Raw genomic sequence first — 18,459 nt, forward strand, 5'->3', positions numbered from 1 at the left:
GATAATATGGAAATAATTGAAATGACACCAGATCACTGGGAATCGGTTAGAGATATTTATCTGCAGGGTATCGCCACAAAAAATGCCACACTGCAAACAGGCGCTCCTTCATGGGAAGAATGGGACAGGGAACACCTGTCATCACTCCGTTTCGTTTCCCTTATTGATAATGTCGTTGCCGGTTGGGCAGCGCTTACACCAGTGTCCGGCAGGTGTGTATATGCAGGTGTAAATGAGGTAAGCGTGTATGTTCATGAAGACTATCGTGGGAAAGGTGTTGGTGCCCAATTGCTTGCCCAACTGATTAGCGATAGTGAAAAGCAAAACATCTGGACACTGCAGTCGGGAATATTTCCCGAAAACAAAGCCAGCATTGCCCTGCACGAGAAGAACGGATTTAGAACAGTTGGTTACCGGGAAAAGATTGGAAAAATGGAAGGCACCTGGAGAGATGTAGTGTTAATGGAGCGCAGAAGCAGCATTGCAGGACAAGAATAACGAATGATATGAAGAAAGTGTTAGTGCTATGCACCGGTAATAGCTGCCGCAGCCAGATTGCAGAAGGGTATTTAAGACATTTTTCCGCCGACAAAGCAGAAATTTTCAGTGCTGGCATAGAAACTCATGGGGTAAATCCCCGTGCCGTTCAGGTCATGGCTGAAGACCATCTGGACATATCGAAACATACATCCAACAACGTTGACGAATACAGCGATGTCTCTTTTGATTATGTGATCTCGGTATGCGACAATGCAAAAGAATCCTGCCCGGTCTTTCCTGCTACCGTTCAGCATTTCCACGAAAACTTCCCGGATCCGGCCAAAGCTAGTGGCACTGAGCAGGAAATAATGGATGAATTCAGGCGCGTGCGGGATATGATCAAGGTATATTCGGCCGACTTTGTTAAAGCAAACCTTGAAAATTAATCTCAAGGTGATATAGCAAAAAGTTGTAGCGGCACAGTTCTTGCAATAAAAGGATATTGACCCTACTCTCCTATGTAGCAAAGGCCTTTTGATTCAAGCTCAAAAGGCCTTTATACTTTTACCAATCCTATTTTTCTTCCTGCCCTTGCATACGATAGATATCGTATGCCACAACAGTATCCTATGAATCCTATAATCCTATGAATCTTATTGATCCTATTTATCCTACTATCCCTTGAATCTAGTTAAATAGAAGAAGTGCCACAATCAAAGTCACCACAACATTAAACCCCTGTGCGATCAGAAATGCATAAAACGGCTTTTTACTCTGTTTATTAAACAAATCAGCAAAATTTGTTTCAAGACCTATGCTGGTGAACGCCAGGGCAAACCATAAACCCTGTAAATTCTTCAGGCTTCCTTTTACAGCACTGATAGTCTCCGCGTCAAGTATGAAGGAAAAAACCAGCGAGGCGGCGATGAATCCCAGCACGAACTTCGGGAAGCGCTCCCATATTACGCCGATGGTCGGCTTTGAATCCGGGTCCTTAGAGTTTGGATGTTTTGTATAGGTCCAGAAGACTGATATGGCGAACGCCGCAATACCCAGTAGTACATTTTGGGAGAACTTCACAATTGTACTAATCTTCAGGGCCTCTTCTCCGACAAGAGATCCCGAAGCTACGACAGCCCCAGTGGTATCAATACTTCCTCCTAGCAAGGCACCGGTAACTGCCTGCGATAATCCAAAATAGTTTGCAAACATCGGCATAAAGATCATCATCGGAATAGCTGTGATCAGCACCATGGAGATGACGTAAGAAAGTTTTTTGGAATCCCCTTTTATTGCACCTGACGTTGCAATTGCCGCTGAAACACCGCATATAGATACGGCGCTGGAGATCATCATGGTCAACTCGTCATCAATCTTAAGCTTTTTACACAACCAGTATGCAAAATACCAAACCGATATCACAACTATAAGGGCCTGAATAAGTCCTAAGGACCCCGCCTTTAAAATATCTCCAAAGATGACACCAGTTCCGAGCAATACCAGGCCAATCTTTACAAACAGCTCAGTAGACAACGAAGATTTTAACCATTCAGGTAGTTTAAAGAAATTGCTGATTATCAGTCCAAGGCCAAGACTAAAAATAACTGCCTCCAAATTGATCGCTTTTACCTGGCTGTTTCCCGCGAGGATAAGTGCCAGAATCGTCATAAAATATACTACCGGAAAACCCAGCAAATAGCTCTTCAGGGATTTCCCCGTGAGCAGCGCGCCTATTACTGCGATAACCAGGACAAAAACAAACTGGATCAATATGATCCCGAGGTTAGCTGGCTCTAAAACTGTTTGGGTAAGCTCTGAAGCATTGCTCCAGCTAAAAGCAGGTACGGGTAATATCAAGCCCCCGATGGAAAGCGCTATAATCAAGGCCCCTAAAATTACTACTACCAAGTCCTCATGTAGGACAAGTTTTTTCTTTTCTGACATAATTAGAGTGAAGTGTTGATTTGAAATATATCTTTAAGTGTTTGTTTAGCAGCGTGATATCCACACATACCATGAACCCCGCCCCCCGGAGGTGTCGAAGAAGAACAGATGTAAATACCTTTGGAAGATGTGCGGTACGGTGATGGCCTGAGCGCCGGTCGTGTAAACAATTGAGCGAGATCGATAACACCCCCGTTAATGTCGCCGCCGATGTAATTTGGATTATAAGCTTCAACTTCTTTTGTATTCATCGTGTGTTTTGCCAGGATCAGATCCTTAAAACCGGGTGCGAATCGTTCAACCTGGTTTTCGATAGCAGCGGTCATATCGACTGTCGAACCGTTAGGGACATGGCAATAAGCCAATGCGGTATGCTTGCCTGCAGGAGCCCTGCTTGAATCAAACAGGCTTTGCTGGGCCAGCAAAACAAAAGGTTTTTCGACATGTTGTCCACGAGACGTACCAAGCTCATTTGAAGCAATTTCTTCGAGCGTGTTTCCAAGGTGCACGGTTCCGGCTTCTCTCGCTTCCGTTGATTTAAAAGGGATTGGCCCATCCAATGCCCAGTCTATCTTAAATACTCCCATCCCATAACGGTACCGTTCCAACTGCCATTTGTAAAGAGGCGAAAATCGCTCGCCGGCAATATCAAGGATCTGCTTTGGTGTAAGGTCGAACAGAATCGCTTTTGCTGTTGGTACATCGCTCATTGCGCGTACATGAACGCCGGTCTGGATTTTCCCGCCAAGGGACAAAAAATATCCAGCTAGCGCATTAGCGATCTGTATGGAGCCGCCGACAGGTGCCGGCCATCCTTTCAAATGCCCGGTAGCCAGCAATACCAATCCAATAGCAGACGTAGCGAGATTGGAAAGCGGTTGAATCGAATGCGCAGCCATCCCAGCCCATAATCCCCTCGCTTTTGCAGTTTTAAATTTATCCGCAAGTGATGTCGCTGATCGCAGCGCATTCAATCCAAAAGCCGCCATGTCTAACGGATGTTTTGGAAAATGAAGCGGTGCAAGCACATCGGGTGCCATGGCGGGCCAGCTTTTAACGAGGGGCGCCAATAAATCCGCATAAGCGCTTCCATCTTCACCCAGAGCAGCAGCCGTTTCGTCTACCGATCCTTGCAGCAATGCAGATGACCCATCATCAAAAGGGTGCGCTGCTGCAATTTTTGGATAAACGTATTTCAGCCCTTGCTGCTGTAGAGGGAGTTTATTAAAAAACGGAGATCCAGCTGCCAGAGGATGAATGGCAGAACAGACATCGTGAATAAATCCGGGAAGGGTAAGCTCAGCTGAACGCAATCCCCCGCCGACAGTATCTTTAGCCTCAAGGAGCAAGACGGAAAGTCCAGCTTCCTGAAGTACAATTGCTGCCGACAAGCCATTTGGCCCGGAACCTACAACTACTGCATCATATTCGTTATTCACAGGGAGCTTATTTAATTGCTGAATATCATTAAATAAGTTGAAAGTTGAATACTGAATTTTATAGGCTTAGAAAGCCCTGTTCATCCCGCTGTAACAACACACACTGGTTTACGTAAAAGAAATATTCCGCAATCACACGCAACAAATTGAAACTTATGGCTTAAATATTTGCAAATATGTGCGTGTTATTAATACATTTACTTATAAACCCGCAATTAAATTAAACGCTCATGTAATTTAAATATAAACCCTTTAACCCCTATCTATGAAAAAACTTCTACCCGCAATTCTTGTGTTACTTACAGCGCTTACAACTTTCGCGCAAACACCCCCTAAACGAGAGCTTAGGGGAGTCTGGATAAGTACCCATATCAGTCTCGACTGGCCGAACCGGACTCAGACCCCCACCCAGCAAAAAACTGCGCTTACGGGCATTTTGGATCATAACAAGGCCACTGGAATGAATGCTGCCTATTTTCAAGTGAGAAGTCAGTCAGATGCTATGTACCCAAGCGCTTTGGAGCCATGGTCTTATTACCTGACTAATCAACAAGGCAGAGCCCCATCCCCACTTTGGGATCCGCTCCAATTTGCAATTGATGAAACCAAAAAAAGAGGCATGGAATTCCATGCATGGATTAACCCTTATCGTGCAGTTGCAACCCTTGCGAATGCAAATATCCCTGCGCAATATGCACCAAACCATGTTTCAAAGACACACCCGGAATGGATGTTAACCGTCGGAACCGTGCAGATCCTAAATCCCGGACTGCCACAAGTTCGAGATCATGTGACAAATGTAATTGTCGATATTTTTAAAAGATATGATGTCGATGGTATCCACTTCGATGATTATTTCTATCCGAACGGTACTACTGGCGACGATGCAGCTTACAATGCTGATCCCAGAGGATTTCCGGCGACAACTGCCGGCCGTGCCGATTGGCGTCGTGACAACATAAATTTGTTGATCAAACGCGTTTCGGACAGTATTAATGTCCTTAAGCCCTGGGTCAAGTTTGGTGTGTCCCCTTCCGGGATTTACCGCAGCAGTACCGATCCTAATATTGGCTCACCAACATCTGCAGGTGCACTTCAGCATTACAGTGCCTTGTTTGCAGATAGCAAGAAATGGATTCAATCCGGATGGGTAGATTATCTTACCCCGCAAGTTTACTGGTATATAGGACAAACTGGCTCAGATTACAAGCTGCTCGTGCCTTGGTGGAATAATAACTCTTTCGGCAGGCATATTTATATCGGTATGGCCGATTATAAGGTAAACACTGCAGGCTGGCTAAGTCGTTCTGAAATACCGAATCAGGTGCGTTTGAACCGGAGCAACCCTAATGTGTTTGGCCAAACTCATTTCCGCCATGCTTTCCTTGTGGCAAACCCGCTTAATTACCGGGATTCATTAAAGCAGCATTTTTATAACAAACCTGCCCTCCTTCCTGCCATGACATGGAAAGACAGCGTTGCTCCAGCTGCCCCGGATTCCCTTGGCCTCGCTAGGACTTCCGGATCTATCGTTCTTTCATGGAACAAACCTGCTGCATCTCCGAACGAACTCGATAAAGCCAAACGATTTGCAATCTATCGGTCAACCAGTCCGGTAATTGATAAGGAAAATGCCAATAACCTTATCGGAATAACGAATCAGGATGAAGATACCTTTACGGATAACTCTGTGGTCGCCGACAGCATTTATTACTATGCTGTAACGTCATTGGACAGACTGTATAACGAAAGTGCAGGATCAAACATTGCCAGCAACGATACAATTAAACCAGTAGTTGTAGTTCAAAACATTACACGCGACCTTGTGAACGGAAATGTTTCAATAAGCGTGTCAGACATAGACAATGGTTCTTCAGATAATTGGGGAATTGCGTCCATGCAGCTGAGTAAATCAACTTTCGACTGCACTAACATCGGACCCAATACAGTGACCTTGACAGTCATCGACAAGGCCGGCAATATCGATTCAGCCACTGCCATTGTCACCATTAACGGCCGTATCCCTCAACCTGCTATTGCTGTGAGCAGAACCAACACTACCAACACAGGACTACCGGCCAATACAATCGCTTTAGGATATGGTGCACAAACACTCCAGCTAACTGCGTCAGACAGTACCGCGACAAGCGGCACAACTTATTCCTGGAGTCCGGCAACGGGTCTGAGCAGTACAACTGGCTCAACGGTAACCTTCACTCCTTCTCAGGCAGGTACTTATACCTTCCTTGTGGAAGCGAGAAGTGAATTCGGATGTATAGCAGTAAAATCAGTTATCATAGAGGTGATTGATGTACGTTGTGGTGATAAAGTATTGGTTTACAAAACAGCCGGGAACAGCGGGAAATGCGTTCAGCTTTGCGTTTCCGCAAATGCCGTACCTGCCCATCTTGCAAATGGATCGTCTCTGGGCAAATGTGCCGAAGGAACTACAATCATTGATTCCGTTGAAGACTATGTCGCTGACAACAACGAGGTATCTGTCATTAAAGGGTATCCAAATCCGTTCACTTCACAGTTTACTCTCACGTTCAAGTTGGAAAAGAAACAAAACAATGTAACGCTTGATATCTTTGATCTGGCAGGCAACCGGCTTAAACGAGTTTACGCTGGCAATGTTAACGAGGGACAAGAATATTCCTTCCCGATAGATGCCTCAGGCTTCCAGGGTAAGTTTTTCAATGCCCGCCTTACGGCACCAGGAAAGGTATATAACTTCAGACTGGTAAAAGATTAATTGTATAAAGATCGACAAAAGCCTCCCGAGAACCCGGGAGGCTTTTTTTATTCCTGTAATTTACCAGATCACCCTGCCTGGCGTTAGTTAGGGTCTGAGTTAAAAATGTTAATTTAGTCCACATATCTTAATCAAATGAACAAACAGATCGACGTAGTAAGAAAAACCAGGAGAGCGATCCTGAACCTGATAAGCGACATGAGTACTGAAGAATTAAATCAGGTACCCGCTGGATTTAATAACAATATCATCTGGAATATAGCTCATCTGGTTGCTGCACAGGATAATATCTTCTACGTTAAATCCGGACATCCATTAAAAAACATCAGTCAGGAGTACTTCGATGCGTACAAACCAGGTTCAAAACCTGAGGGATCAGTTTCGTCGAATGAGATTGAGCGAATTAAGGCTTTGCTTTTCTCCAGTCTGGATCATCTCGAAAGTGATTTTGACCAGAACCTCTTCAGCAACTACCCTGCATGGACAACCCGTTACGGTGTCGATATAGAAAGCGCAAATGATGGCCTCATTCTTCTTCCCTTTCACGAAGGTTTACATTTTGGATACATGATGGCGCAGAAGAGAGTTATCAGAGGTCAGAAGCAGGAGATCTGAAGTCGGAAGTCAGAAGTCGGAGGTCTGAAGTCGGAGACTAAATGCTGAAATAGAGGTTTGCGGCGGTTGGCTTGCTTTATCTGAATGCTCGTAACTTGATAGCTCGTTTCCTCAGACCTCAGACCTTATACCTCAGAGATCAACTCCCCAATCACTACTTTTTTCTTAGCAAACACGATCCCAAGCATCATGATTACGCCTGATGCTAAAATTATAAAGGACAATACCCCTTCGTTAAACTTGCTGCTCACCAGATGCTGTGGAATGGAGTAGAACAAAATAATGGTTATTAGTCCTCTGGGCGCTATAAATAGCTCTGGGAAAAAATTGGTTTGCGAAATGTAACGGAGGAAAACATAGCGGATAAGCATAAGCTACTTCAGGTTGAGACGAGTCGGCATAGCATCCAGCGGATAGTACTTGTGAGTTACAGCGGTACCGTTTACATCTACGATCCTAAATCCAGAGCTATCCGATCCTAATGGCCGCCCAACAGGGCCTGTAGTGATCATTTCGATGTTGCCTGCACGGCCACCAGCATTGCGGTGATAATGCCCTGCGAAGATCTGTCTTACCTTATATTTCTCAAATAGTTCCAGGTACATCTTTCTTCTTTCAATATCAATATTGAAATATTCATTGGGCTCGTCAGCACTGTTAAGGAAGAATGGATGATGCATGAAGATCATGATGTTCCTGCTTCCTGAATTCTTGCCATCCTCCAGGGCAGTCCTTACCCAGGCTTCCTGCTCTGTGGCCTCTGCAGGTGCCTTTGACGGATCTTTAATAAGTGAAGAATTAAGGACGATTCCGAATATATTTCCTGATCTGAAGGTATAACGATCCGGGCCAAAGTGTTCCTGATAGAACCTTACAGATGCTGGTGTGGGGATGTTCTCCACGTCATGATTACCTGACACATTATAGATCTTAATTGCAGGATCGAGCGTTGCTGCGATTCGCTTATATTCATTAATCTGGGCCAGATCCCCTGGTTTGTTTACCAGGTCGCCGCAAACAATGATAAAAGCTGGTTTCAAGCGATTGGTCTCAGCAATCGCCTTCTCGAAATTCCGGGTTTCCCTGCTGAATTCCTTATTTTCATTAAAGAATCCAAACTGCGTATCTGCCATCTGGAAGAAGGTAAATTTCTCAGTATACTTAATTGATGCACAACTCGCAGCTAACAAGGTAAATGCGGTAATCAGGAGGCTTTTATGTATTGTTTTCAACATCGGGATCTATATTTATAACCGTGAATTTAAGGAAATAATTATCGTGTATGTCGGTTCGGACTAAACATATTTATTTAGTTTTGGATAAAACTCAGCCATGCAATTCAGGAATGCCTATATAGCGGTAACACTTCTTTTAGCAATAATTCTAACGGCGTTTGTCGCAGAAAATACTATTCATGAGACTAACCCTAGAGCTCGTAAAATCAGGAAAGAGCAGAAAGACAAACCAATTAAGATCTGTGTGATAAGCGATCTGAACGCCAGTTATGGTTCAACTCAATATCCTTATGAAGTGTCCCAGGTAATACAACGGATGGGTGAGATCGATCCGGATATAATACTGTGTTCCGGAGATATGGTTGCCGGACAAAAAGCGAGCCTCACTGAACAGAATATAACGGATATGTGGGCCAGTTTTAAAACTACAGTATTGAATCCGATAAATCGCCTTGGTATCCCTTTTGGTTTTACTGTTGGCAACCATGATGCCTCGCCTTCCTTTTCAAAAGATAGGGCTATCTCTAAAGACTTTTGGAAAGAAAACGTTAAAAATACTAATCTCACTTTTGTTGATTCCACCAACTACCCTTTCTACTACAGTTACATAAAGAATAATGTATTTATTATGAGCTGGGATGCCGCTGGTGCAGAAATAAAGCCGGAAGTCTACCGTTGGATGAAAGCCCAAATGGAGGGTAAAATAGCCAGGAATGCCCGGCTGAAAATACTGATAGGCCACCTGCCTTTGTACGCCATAGTTGACAGCAAAAACAAACCCGGGGAAGTGAATTCAGATCCTGCAGCGGCCCTGGAGTTTTTCAAAACATACGGACTGGATTTATACATAAGTGGTCATCAGCATGCTTATTACCCTTCGAAAAAAGGTGAAATACGATTTCTTAATATGGGAGCTATTGGCGATGGACCAAGAAAATTGATCGGTAACACAGCGGAAGCCGCTAAATCTTACACAATTATCGACATCCCAGTGAAAAATGCCAGAAATTTCACTTACCAAACATACACGCCTGATAATGTGAAAATAGAACTCTCCAGCCTTCCTGATTCAATAATAGGATTTAACGGCACGTCTCGTAAAGATCATTAATGCGGTTTCACGCAAGACAAAAGTTATTGTTGAATAAGTTCAAAAATTGAACGGGTATCTGAGCGTAACAAAAGCCCTCAGAATACGTTAATATCCAAATGCAGATTGACTAAATTTGCACGATATAATTAGAAGATGCAAGAAGTATATATAGTATCCGCTGTCCGCACACCGATAGGAAGTTTTGGGGGCAGTTTATCATCTTTATCAGCAAGTCAGCTAGGAGCAATTGCAATTAAGGCGGCTGTTGAACGGGCAGGAATAGATTCTGGTCAGGTACAGGAAGTTATCATGGGCAACGTATTGTCTGCAAATTTGGGCCAGGCTCCAGCCACACAAGCTGCAAAGTTTGCCGGTTTGCCCGACATTCCCGCAACTGCAGTGAATAAAGTTTGTGCTTCCGGAACCAAAGCGCTAATGTTCGCTGCTCAAAGCATCGCCCTGGGCGAAAAAGATATTATAGTTGCGGGCGGAATGGAAAGCATGAGCAATGTTCCCTACTACCTCGACAAAGCGCGGAATGGCTATCGCCTTGGCGATGGTAAGATCACCGACGGCCTTGTAAAAGACGGCTTGTGGGATGTATATAACGATTACCATATGGGTTCGGCTGCAGAGCTATGTGCAACTGATTGTAAGATCAGCCGTGAGGATCAGGATGCTTATGCGATTGAATCTTACAGGAGATCACAAAAAGCTCAGGCTGAGGGCAAATTCAACAGCGAAATTGTGCCGGTAGAGATAAAAGATAAAAAAGGCGACATCACTTCGGTTACCATGGATGAAGAAGTTCAGGCTGTTAAGTTCGAGAAAATACCATCCCTAAAACCTGTGTTCAAAAAGGACGGAACTGTAACTGCCGCTAATGCATCGACCTTAAACGATGGTGCTGCCGCACTCGTGCTGATGAGCAAAAAGAAAGCAGATGAGCTGGGAATTAAGCCGCTGGCACGAATTGTATCTTACGCGGACACGCAGCAGGCGCCTGAATGGTTTACTACCTCTCCGTCAAAGGCTATACCAGCGGCCCTGGAGCGTGCCGGCATTGCTGCTGATAAAGTTGACTACTACGAGATCAATGAAGCGTTTTCTGTGGTGTCCTTAGCGAACAATCGACTTTTAGAGCTTGATTCTGCAAAAGTGAATGTAAACGGTGGAGCAGTTTCTATGGGCCACCCGCTGGGTGCATCCGGAGCGAGAATTATCGTTACCCTCATAAACGTGCTTCAGCAAAATGGAGGTAAAATTGGCGTAGCAGGTATCTGCAACGGCGGTGGTGGTGCAAGTGCCATGGTGATAGAAAATCTGTCTAATTGAAATGATAAGATCAGTAATAATCGTAAGTCTTTTGATGCTGCTTGGATTCAAAGTCCATGCACAGCATTCAGCAAGCAGTAGTAACCTGAAGTTAAAGGCGTACCAGGATACCCTGAAAGACTTAAGTTTTAAGATGATAAACGACAGTTTGGAGCCACAACGATATAATGCCAGCTATAAGTTCATTAGAACATTGGTAAGCGCCTTGAAAACCCCGTATTCCTTCAACTTTGCATTTGATTCCCTGAAGACAATTTCAATACAACCCTCTTCTGATAAACGTTTCAGGATCTTCAGCTGGCACGTAATGAATGCCGACGGCAGTTACAGATATTACGGGACTGTCCAAATGAATAACCCGGATGGTAAGCTTCAAATGTTTCCGCTGGTTGATTATACTTCAGAATTTAAAAAGCCTGCCGATAGTGTCACGACTAACGATAAATGGTACGGCGCTCAGTATTATCGCATTATATCTGTAATAAACAACGTCAAAACCCCGTACTACATCCTGCTGGGTTGGAAAGGAAACAATGTAAAATCTACAAAAAAGGTAATTGATGTGATCCATTTCAAAGATAACAAGGCCTACTTCGGAATGCCTGTGTTTGATGGAGATAAAGACAACCCAACTCAAAAGCGTGCTATTTTTGAATATGATCGTAAGGCTTCTATGGTTTTAAACTACGACCCAAAAACTACCACCATCATATTTGATCACCTTGCCCCGCCTGATGATAAACTTAAAGGAAGGTTTGAGCTTTACGGCCCCGACTTTTCTTATGATGGCTATCGACTTGCTAACGGCCGCTGGAAGCTGGTTGAGGATATTGAGGTAAAAAATCAACCAACGGATCAGGATGAGAACTTTAATGATCCGAAGAAGATGAAATGAGTGGACGGTGGACCGTTGACAGTTGACAGTTGACAGTTGACAGTTGGGCATAGCGAACAAAGGCTCTAAATTAATTCCCCGTTCGCAATACTGTGATTCATTTACAGCGTTTACATCACTTTCAAATTTCCACTCGTCCGTTGTTCGCTTACAGCGTTTGCATCACTTTCAACTTTCAACTTTCAACTTTCAACTTTCCACTTTCATCTTTCACCTTTCAACTCACCCATTGTTCATTTACAGCGTTTCCAAAACTTTCAACCGTCAACTTTCAACTTTCAACTGTCAACTGTCAACCCGTCTAAGGTGCTACCGCCTGCATCAACAACCCACAAATATAAGCTCCATAAGTCCCCACCACGTACCCAAACACAGCCAACAACACTCCTACAGGAGCCAGTGACGGGTGAAATGCGCTCGCTACAACTGGTGCCGAAGCTGGCCCGCCAATATTAGACATACTGCTTACCGCAAGGAAAAAGAATGGAGTTTTAGTCAATTTGGCTACAATGATTACGATAATCGCATGAATCAACATCCACACTACACCAACAAGTAATATCCCGGGATTGGAGAAAATAGCGATAATGTTCATTTGCATACCAATGGTGGTAATGAGCACATAAAGCAATACACTTCCAAGCCGTGAGGCGCCAGCAGCTTCCAGATTCCTGACTTTTGTAAACGAAAGTAACATCCCTATAGTTGTTGCAATAATTACGATCCAGAAAAAGCCTGATGTAAGACTGAATTTACTCAAATAGGGTGCATTTGCCGTTACCCAGGGCGCAATATTGTCGGCCCCAAAATGAGCAAGCCCCGTGACACCAAATGCCACAGCAAGGATCAACACAATATCTGAAGTTGAAGGGATTCGCATAGTCGAAAGCTGATATGCCTCTATCTTTTCTTTAATCTCCGTCACGGAACTATCATCTGCTTTTAACCACTTGTTTATTCTGACCGTTTGAGTTGCACCATATAATAAAAGTGCCATCCAGGTATAAGAAATTACCACATCAAGGGTAACCATAGCTGAGAACAGGTCAGCACTCGGCTTGAATATCTCAAACATAGCCGCCTGGTTTGCCGCTCCACCTATCCAGGTGCCAGCTACGGTCGCTAATCCACGCCAAACGGCATCCGGTCCTACCCCGCCAACTATATCGGGAGCAAAAATTGAGATCAGAAGAACAGCGATAGGCCCGCCCAATAAAATACTGATTGTAGACGTTAAAAACATAAGGCCGGCCTTTTTACGTAATTTCCATATCTCCTTTAAGTCAAGGCTTAGTGTAAATAAAACTAAACTTGCCGGCAACAAATACCTTGATGAAATTGTATATAGAGATGACGTTTCTCCGGAAATAATACCAACAGAGTTCAATATACCCGGCAGGAAATAGCAGAGAAGTATTGGAGGGATGACGTTATAGAATTTTCTGAAAAAAGGAACTTTGCTTTCGGCAGACCAGAAAACGAGTCCTAATATGCTCATTAACAATCCTAATACTACGGCATCGTTAGTGATTAATGGAGTTGGGGCTGTCATTTATAAGAATTAATATTTCAGCATATCGGTTAAAGGGCCAATTTTAGACAAAATTTAATTATAATTGAACTTTTTACTTCTGATTAAACTTTATAGGAAGTATTGGAACAACTAACCAAATAAACAGCTCCTCAGACGGAGATTACTAAAACTTAATATGGAAATTCAACAAAAACAGCTTTTTGGACATCCGCGCGGACTTTACATTCTTTTCCTTACGGAAATGTGGGAACGGTTCAGCTACTATGGCATGAGGGCACTTTTAGTCCTCTTTCTTGTTTCATCGGTAAATGGCGAAAATCCCGGTTACGGATGGACAAGCAGCGAAGCATTGAAATTGTATGGAATTTATACGTTTCTGGTTTACCTCTCTTCAATTCCCGGGGGTATTCTTGCAGATAAATATATCGGCCAGAAGAAAGCCGTTATAGTGGGCGGAGTCCTCCTTGTTATCGGACATAGTATCCTCGCTGTTCAGAACATCAGCGCTTTCTATATTGGATTAGGATTGATCATTGCGGGTGTAGGCTGCTTAAAACCTAATATTTCAACTATGGTCGGTGGCTTGTACCAAAAGGGTGACGACAGAAGAGATAAAGGCTTCACGATATTTTATATCGGTATAAACGTTGGAGCTTTCCTTGCAGGTATCATTATCGGATATGTGGGTGAAACAATGGGATGGCATTATGGGTTCGGACTTGCAGGATTGGGAATGCTTATCGGACTGATCATTTTTATTCTCGGGAGTAAAGATCTGAAGGGTGTTGGAGAAGCAACCAAGACCCTTTCTAAAGCAGATCAGGCAGTGTTGGACAAACCCCTTACTAAGATTGAGAAAGACCGTGTATTGGTTATGCTGCTTTCCTTCTTGATGGTTATCATATTCTGGGGAGCATTCGAACAAGCCGGAGGTTTAATGAATTTGTATGCATCCGAGAAAACTGATCGGGTGATCGGATTTTTAAACTGGACGGTTCCGGCAACCTGGTTCCAATCGGTAAACTCATTCTTTATCATCACCCTGGGTATTCCGGTAGCAGCGTTCTGGTACAATTGGAAAAAGAAAGGCAAAGAAGCATCATCTATATTTAAAATTGCTATGGGCGTACTTATAATGGGATGGGGATTCCTATTCATGTCAGCAGCGTCTATGCAATATCAGGAAAACGGTTCTTCAGCAATGTATTGGTTAGTTCTGGCTTACCTTTTCCATACTGTTGGTGAATTATGCGCATCTCCGGTGGCTCTTTCTTTCATAACCAAGCTTGCACCGCTTAAATATGCTTCGATCATGATGGGAGTATATTTCGCAGCAACTGGGCTAGGAAATTACGTTGCAGCATGGGTTGGCGTTTGGTCACAAACCGCAGGCGAATTGGAAATTTTTATGGGTATTGCCATTTTCTGTACGATAATCGCCGGACTTGTTATTGCAATTAGAAAACCTTTGAAAAGGCTTACCCATGGCGCGGAAGATTTCTCCGAAAAGACTATGGGCAAGACTGCCACTGCTTAATCACTAACATTGAATAGTATCCAGTGATCAGTAATCAGGATGTGAGTAAAAATCATAAACTGATTGCTGATTACTTTTTGTTAAAAAACCTTAAATATTCCTCCCAGCCTGGACCCTCTAAAGTATAACTCCTATATTCGCCTCTCCAAACTTTAGTTCGTGGCATCAGACAGCATTGTCATTATTCCTACTTACAACGAGAAAGAAAACATCGAAAACATCATTCGGAAGGTTTTTTCCCTGTCCGATGTTTTCCATATTCTGATCGTTGACGATGGATCGCCTGACGGAACTGCGGATATTGTAAAACATCTTCAGAACGAATACGAAGGCTTGTTGCATATTCTTGAACGAAAAGGCAAGTTAGGTCTTGGTACTGCTTACATAGAAGGATTTAAGTGGGTTCTCAATCGCGGTTATGAGTACATCTTCGAAATGGATGCCGATTTTTCACACAATCCTGTGGATCTTTCACGACTTAGAATGGCCTGCGTTGACGGAGCTGATCTGGCAATAGGGTCGCGCTATATCAAAGGAGTTAATGTAGTAAACTGGCCCATGAGCAGGGTACTTATGTCCTACTTTGCATCGGTTTATGTGAGATTTGTAACCGGGATTAATATTCAGGATGCAACTGCCGGGTTTAAATGCTACAGGCGTATCGTTTTAGAAACCATTCCCCTGGACAAGATCAAATTCATTGGCTATGCTTTCCAGATCGAAATGAAGTTCACTGCAATAAAGTTTGGCTTCAACGTTGTTGAAGTACCCATTATATTTACTGATCGCACCGAGGGCACATCCAAAATGAGTACCAAAATCTTTAGAGAGGCTTTCCTTGGGGTTATACAGATTAAGCTGAGCAGTTTCTTCCGGGACTATTCAAGAACAAAGATCGAAGCCAGGAGCCTAAAAAATTAAGTCTGAAACTTTATATTTACAAGACTTAATAAATTCCAATTCAACAGCAATCCTATGAATGAAAATCTTGATCCCGGAGAGGAGAATCTTTCACCTGTAGAGCGGGAGATAGAGAAAGTACTGCGGCCGCAGGCTTTTGAGGATTTCACAGGACAGCACAAGATACTGTCGAACCTGAAGATTTTTGTTCAGGCCGCCAAACAGCGTGGCGAGGCTTTGGATCACGTTCTTCTGCATGGCCCCCCCGGATTAGGAAAGACAACCCTGTCACATATCATAGCCAATGAAATGGGCGTCAATATCAGAATTACCTCAGGACCTGTCCTGGACAAGCCAGGAGATCTGGCAGGGCTGTTGACAAACCTTGAAGAAGGCGATATCCTTTTTATTGATGAGATTCATAGACTGAGTCCCCTGGTCGAAGAATACCTGTACTCTGCAATGGAGGACTTCAAAATAGATATCATGCTGGAAACGGGTCCCAATGCCCGTTCGGTACAAATATCACTGAATGCCTTCACGCTTGTCGGAGCCACCACCCGTTCAGGCTTGCTTACCGCCCCTTTGAGAGCACGTTTTGGAATAAACAGCCGGTTGGAATATTATGATGCCAAACTATTAACAACGATCGTACTGCGTTCTGCTGAGATCCTTAAAACTGCAATTTCGGACGAAGGCGCATATGAAATCGCCAGACGAAGCCGGGGCACACCACGTATAGCAAATGCTTTGCTACGCCGGACTCGTGATTTTGCTCAAATTAAGGGCAATGGGAGTATCGATACTGAAATCGCGAAGTATGCGCTAAACGCGCTCAATGTAGACGAACATGGTTTAGATGAGATGGACAATAAGATACTTGTAACCATTATCGATAAGTTCAAAGGAGGGCCTGTAGGATTGAAAACTATAGCGACTGCCGTAGGCGAAGAAGAAGGAACAATCGAAGAAGTCTATGAGCCATTCCTGATCCAGGAAGGCTACATCATGCGGACTTCAAGGGGAAGAGAATGTACAGAGATTGCCTATAAACACCTTGGACGAATTAAATCGGGGGGAAATACGTTATTTTAATTCCCTGTAGTGTAGAACTTCAACCTTAAAAGTTGATTGAAATAAAAAAGGGCTCTCCAATCGGAAAGCCCTTTTTACCTATTTAGTTTAAGGTTTAGTACAGTGTAAACTCTACCCTTCTGTTGTTCTGGCGACCCGAAGCTGTTTTGTTAGAAGAGATCGGCTGGCTTTCACCATAACCAGTTGCTTCAATCCTTGAAGGATTAGCTCCCTGGCTTACCAGATACGACTTAACTGATTCCGCACGATCTTTAGATAACTTAAGATTAGCAGCGTCACTACCAACATTGTCGGTGTGACCGGCCAGTTTAAGACTGAAATCTTTAGATTTCAATAGATCTGCAACTCTGTTTAAGCTTGGATAAGAAGATGGGCGAATGGTTGCTTTTGCGAAATCAAACTCAAGGTTTTTAATCGCTTCAGCTACTACCCTTCTATCCTCTTCAGTAACCACAACGCGAACCGGATTAACGGTTGTGTTTGTTACTTTAATTTCACAACCAGCACCATCAACCTGAGTTCCGGCTGGAGTGTTCGGGCATTTATCGAAGTAATCAGAAACACCGTCACCATCAGAATCCATTTTGAAACGAGCCCAATCAGTATTCATTTGAGCTAGCTGAGCAGCATTTCTAGCACGTTCAGCGGCCAAATCTGCTTGTAACGCTGCGTTACGTGCAATATAATCCGCTTCCAATGCCGCAACAGGGTTGTAACTAGATAAAGCAGGCTTGGTCTTACCGCCTAATGCAAATTCAAGTCCTATATGTGTGTAAGAGAATTTATCGCTTTGTGGACCTGCGCGGTATCCGTCCAGGTTATCTCCGTCTACAAAGTTCATCTGATAACCGAGGTCAAGCATTAAGTTGTTAGATAGTCCGAACTTTAAGCCTGCACCAACTGGGATGAAAGACTCATGCACAGTTGCTTCGGGATTGAATCGGGTTGTTCCCGCTGAATTGGTAATATCAACATCATAACCCATCCAACCGTATCCAGCTGTTAAATATGGTTGAATAACATTTGTCCTGTTCATCCAATATATATTTGCAAGACTCCAGTATGCGTTTAGACTTGCAGAATATTTAACCAAAGTTTCATAATTTGTATACGGACTTACTGGAGCAGTACCATTACCCCAATCTCTCGAATTATCAGCTTTAAGCTTACCGCCCAGGAAATTGGCCTGTATCCCAAAAGCCGGCCATATCTGCTTTTTTATGTATGCACCGTAGCCTAAATCTGCTTTCCATTTAGTAAAGTCGTTCTTACCTGCAATCACCGTAGGTGCAAGAACTCCGGCATTGATACCAAATGACCAGGTACTGAATGACGAAGCAGGAGAAAAGACAGGTGGAACTGCTAAAGGTGCAGATACGCTATCCTGTGCAAACGTTTCTGAAGATACGATCAGGCCCAAAGCCAGCGCTGAAAGTTTTAGAAATCTTAAATTCATAGTCTTATTTGTTTGTTTACCCTTTATAACAAAAGCTATACCACAAGCAGCTAATGTTTTTTATAATAAAAATAAATTTAACCGTGTGTTAACCATTTAACTGTAAATCAGTATCATGCTCTTACTCTTATTTTTATCTTTGCGTG

General features: G+C 43.5%; 15 protein-coding genes. 10 read left to right on the plus strand and 5 right to left on the minus strand.

Features of this window, described 5'->3' with window-relative positions:
* The first annotated feature begins 6 nt into the window (after positions 1 to 6).
* Positions 7 to 498: a GNAT family N-acetyltransferase gene (locus B5X60_RS04575; protein ID WP_079701442.1), complete on the plus strand. Its 492-nt coding sequence runs from the start codon at positions 7 to 9 to the stop codon at positions 496 to 498.
* Between the two features lie 8 nt (positions 499 to 506).
* Complete coding sequence (locus tag B5X60_RS04580) at positions 507 to 926, plus strand: arsenate reductase ArsC (protein ID WP_079701443.1); 420 nt, start codon at positions 507 to 509, stop codon at positions 924 to 926.
* 241 nt (positions 927 to 1,167) lie between these two features.
* Here the strand turns inward: B5X60_RS04580 and B5X60_RS04585 are convergent, their stop codons facing one another.
* Both B5X60_RS04585 and B5X60_RS04590 read right to left on the minus strand, forming a co-directional pair.
* Positions 1,168 to 2,424: a YeiH family protein gene (locus tag B5X60_RS04585; RefSeq protein WP_079701444.1), complete on the minus strand. Its 1,257-nt coding sequence runs from the start codon at positions 2,422 to 2,424 to the stop codon at positions 1,168 to 1,170.
* 2 nt (positions 2,425 to 2,426) lie between these two features.
* A complete protein-coding gene (locus B5X60_RS04590) occupies positions 2,427 to 3,863 on the minus strand; it encodes a phytoene desaturase family protein (RefSeq protein ID WP_079701445.1) in 1,437 nt (478 codons plus the stop codon).
* 265 nt (positions 3,864 to 4,128) lie between these two features.
* On the opposite strand from B5X60_RS04590, the gene B5X60_RS04595 reads away from it, so the two are divergent.
* A complete protein-coding gene (locus B5X60_RS04595) occupies positions 4,129 to 6,618 on the plus strand; it encodes a family 10 glycosylhydrolase (protein ID WP_079701446.1) in 2,490 nt (829 codons plus the stop codon).
* A 135-nt stretch (positions 6,619 to 6,753) separates the two neighbouring features.
* The gene (locus B5X60_RS04600; protein WP_079701447.1) at positions 6,754 to 7,233 is read left to right on the plus strand and encodes a DinB family protein; all 480 of its coding nucleotides are present in this window, start codon (positions 6,754 to 6,756) and stop codon (positions 7,231 to 7,233) included.
* 374 nt (positions 7,234 to 7,607) lie between these two features.
* Here B5X60_RS04600 and B5X60_RS04610 read toward each other — a convergent pair whose 3' ends face one another.
* Positions 7,608 to 8,468, minus strand: coding sequence for a metallophosphoesterase (locus B5X60_RS04610; protein ID WP_079701449.1), 861 nt, complete (start codon positions 8,466 to 8,468; stop codon positions 7,608 to 7,610).
* A 97-nt stretch (positions 8,469 to 8,565) separates the two neighbouring features.
* Between B5X60_RS04610 and B5X60_RS04615 the strand changes: the two genes are divergently transcribed.
* The 3 genes from B5X60_RS04615 to B5X60_RS04625 all read left to right on the plus strand — a co-directional run bounded on the left by B5X60_RS04615 (position 8,566) and on the right by B5X60_RS04625 (position 11,791).
* Positions 8,566 to 9,579, plus strand: a complete 1,014-nt coding sequence (locus B5X60_RS04615; RefSeq protein WP_079701450.1) for a metallophosphoesterase family protein — start codon at positions 8,566 to 8,568, stop codon at positions 9,577 to 9,579.
* 135 nt (positions 9,580 to 9,714) lie between these two features.
* Positions 9,715 to 10,896 (plus strand): acetyl-CoA C-acyltransferase, encoded by a 1,182-nt coding sequence (locus B5X60_RS04620; protein ID WP_079701451.1) that lies wholly within the window; start codon positions 9,715 to 9,717, stop codon positions 10,894 to 10,896.
* Between the two features lies 1 nt (position 10,897).
* Positions 10,898 to 11,791, plus strand: coding sequence for a hypothetical protein (locus tag B5X60_RS04625; protein WP_079701452.1), 894 nt, complete (start codon positions 10,898 to 10,900; stop codon positions 11,789 to 11,791).
* Between the two features lie 301 nt (positions 11,792 to 12,092).
* Here B5X60_RS04625 and B5X60_RS04630 read toward each other — a convergent pair whose 3' ends face one another.
* Complete coding sequence (locus tag B5X60_RS04630) at positions 12,093 to 13,343, minus strand: DUF819 family protein (RefSeq protein ID WP_079701453.1); 1,251 nt, start codon at positions 13,341 to 13,343, stop codon at positions 12,093 to 12,095.
* A gap of 157 nt (positions 13,344 to 13,500) precedes the next feature.
* Between B5X60_RS04630 and B5X60_RS04635 the strand changes: the two genes are divergently transcribed.
* The 3 genes from B5X60_RS04635 to ruvB all read left to right on the plus strand — a co-directional run bounded on the left by B5X60_RS04635 (position 13,501) and on the right by ruvB (position 16,857).
* Entirely contained in the window at positions 13,501 to 14,862 is a 1,362-nt protein-coding gene (locus B5X60_RS04635; protein ID WP_079701454.1) for a peptide MFS transporter, read from the plus strand.
* 159 nt (positions 14,863 to 15,021) lie between these two features.
* On the plus strand, positions 15,022 to 15,783 hold the full coding sequence (locus B5X60_RS04640) for a polyprenol monophosphomannose synthase (RefSeq protein WP_079701455.1): 762 nt from the start codon (positions 15,022 to 15,024) through the stop codon (positions 15,781 to 15,783).
* A 54-nt stretch (positions 15,784 to 15,837) separates the two neighbouring features.
* The gene (gene ruvB, locus B5X60_RS04645; RefSeq protein WP_079701456.1) at positions 15,838 to 16,857 is read left to right on the plus strand and encodes a Holliday junction branch migration DNA helicase RuvB; all 1,020 of its coding nucleotides are present in this window, start codon (positions 15,838 to 15,840) and stop codon (positions 16,855 to 16,857) included.
* A gap of 94 nt (positions 16,858 to 16,951) precedes the next feature.
* On the opposite strand, the gene B5X60_RS04650 is transcribed toward ruvB, so the two are convergent.
* Positions 16,952 to 18,313: an OmpA family protein gene (locus tag B5X60_RS04650; protein ID WP_079701457.1), complete on the minus strand. Its 1,362-nt coding sequence runs from the start codon at positions 18,311 to 18,313 to the stop codon at positions 16,952 to 16,954.
* Positions 18,314 to 18,459: the final 146 nt, after the last annotated feature.

Origin of the sequence: Daejeonella lutea (assembly GCF_900168015.1) — a bacterium.
GTDB lineage: Bacteria > Bacteroidota > Bacteroidia > Sphingobacteriales > Sphingobacteriaceae > Daejeonella > Daejeonella lutea.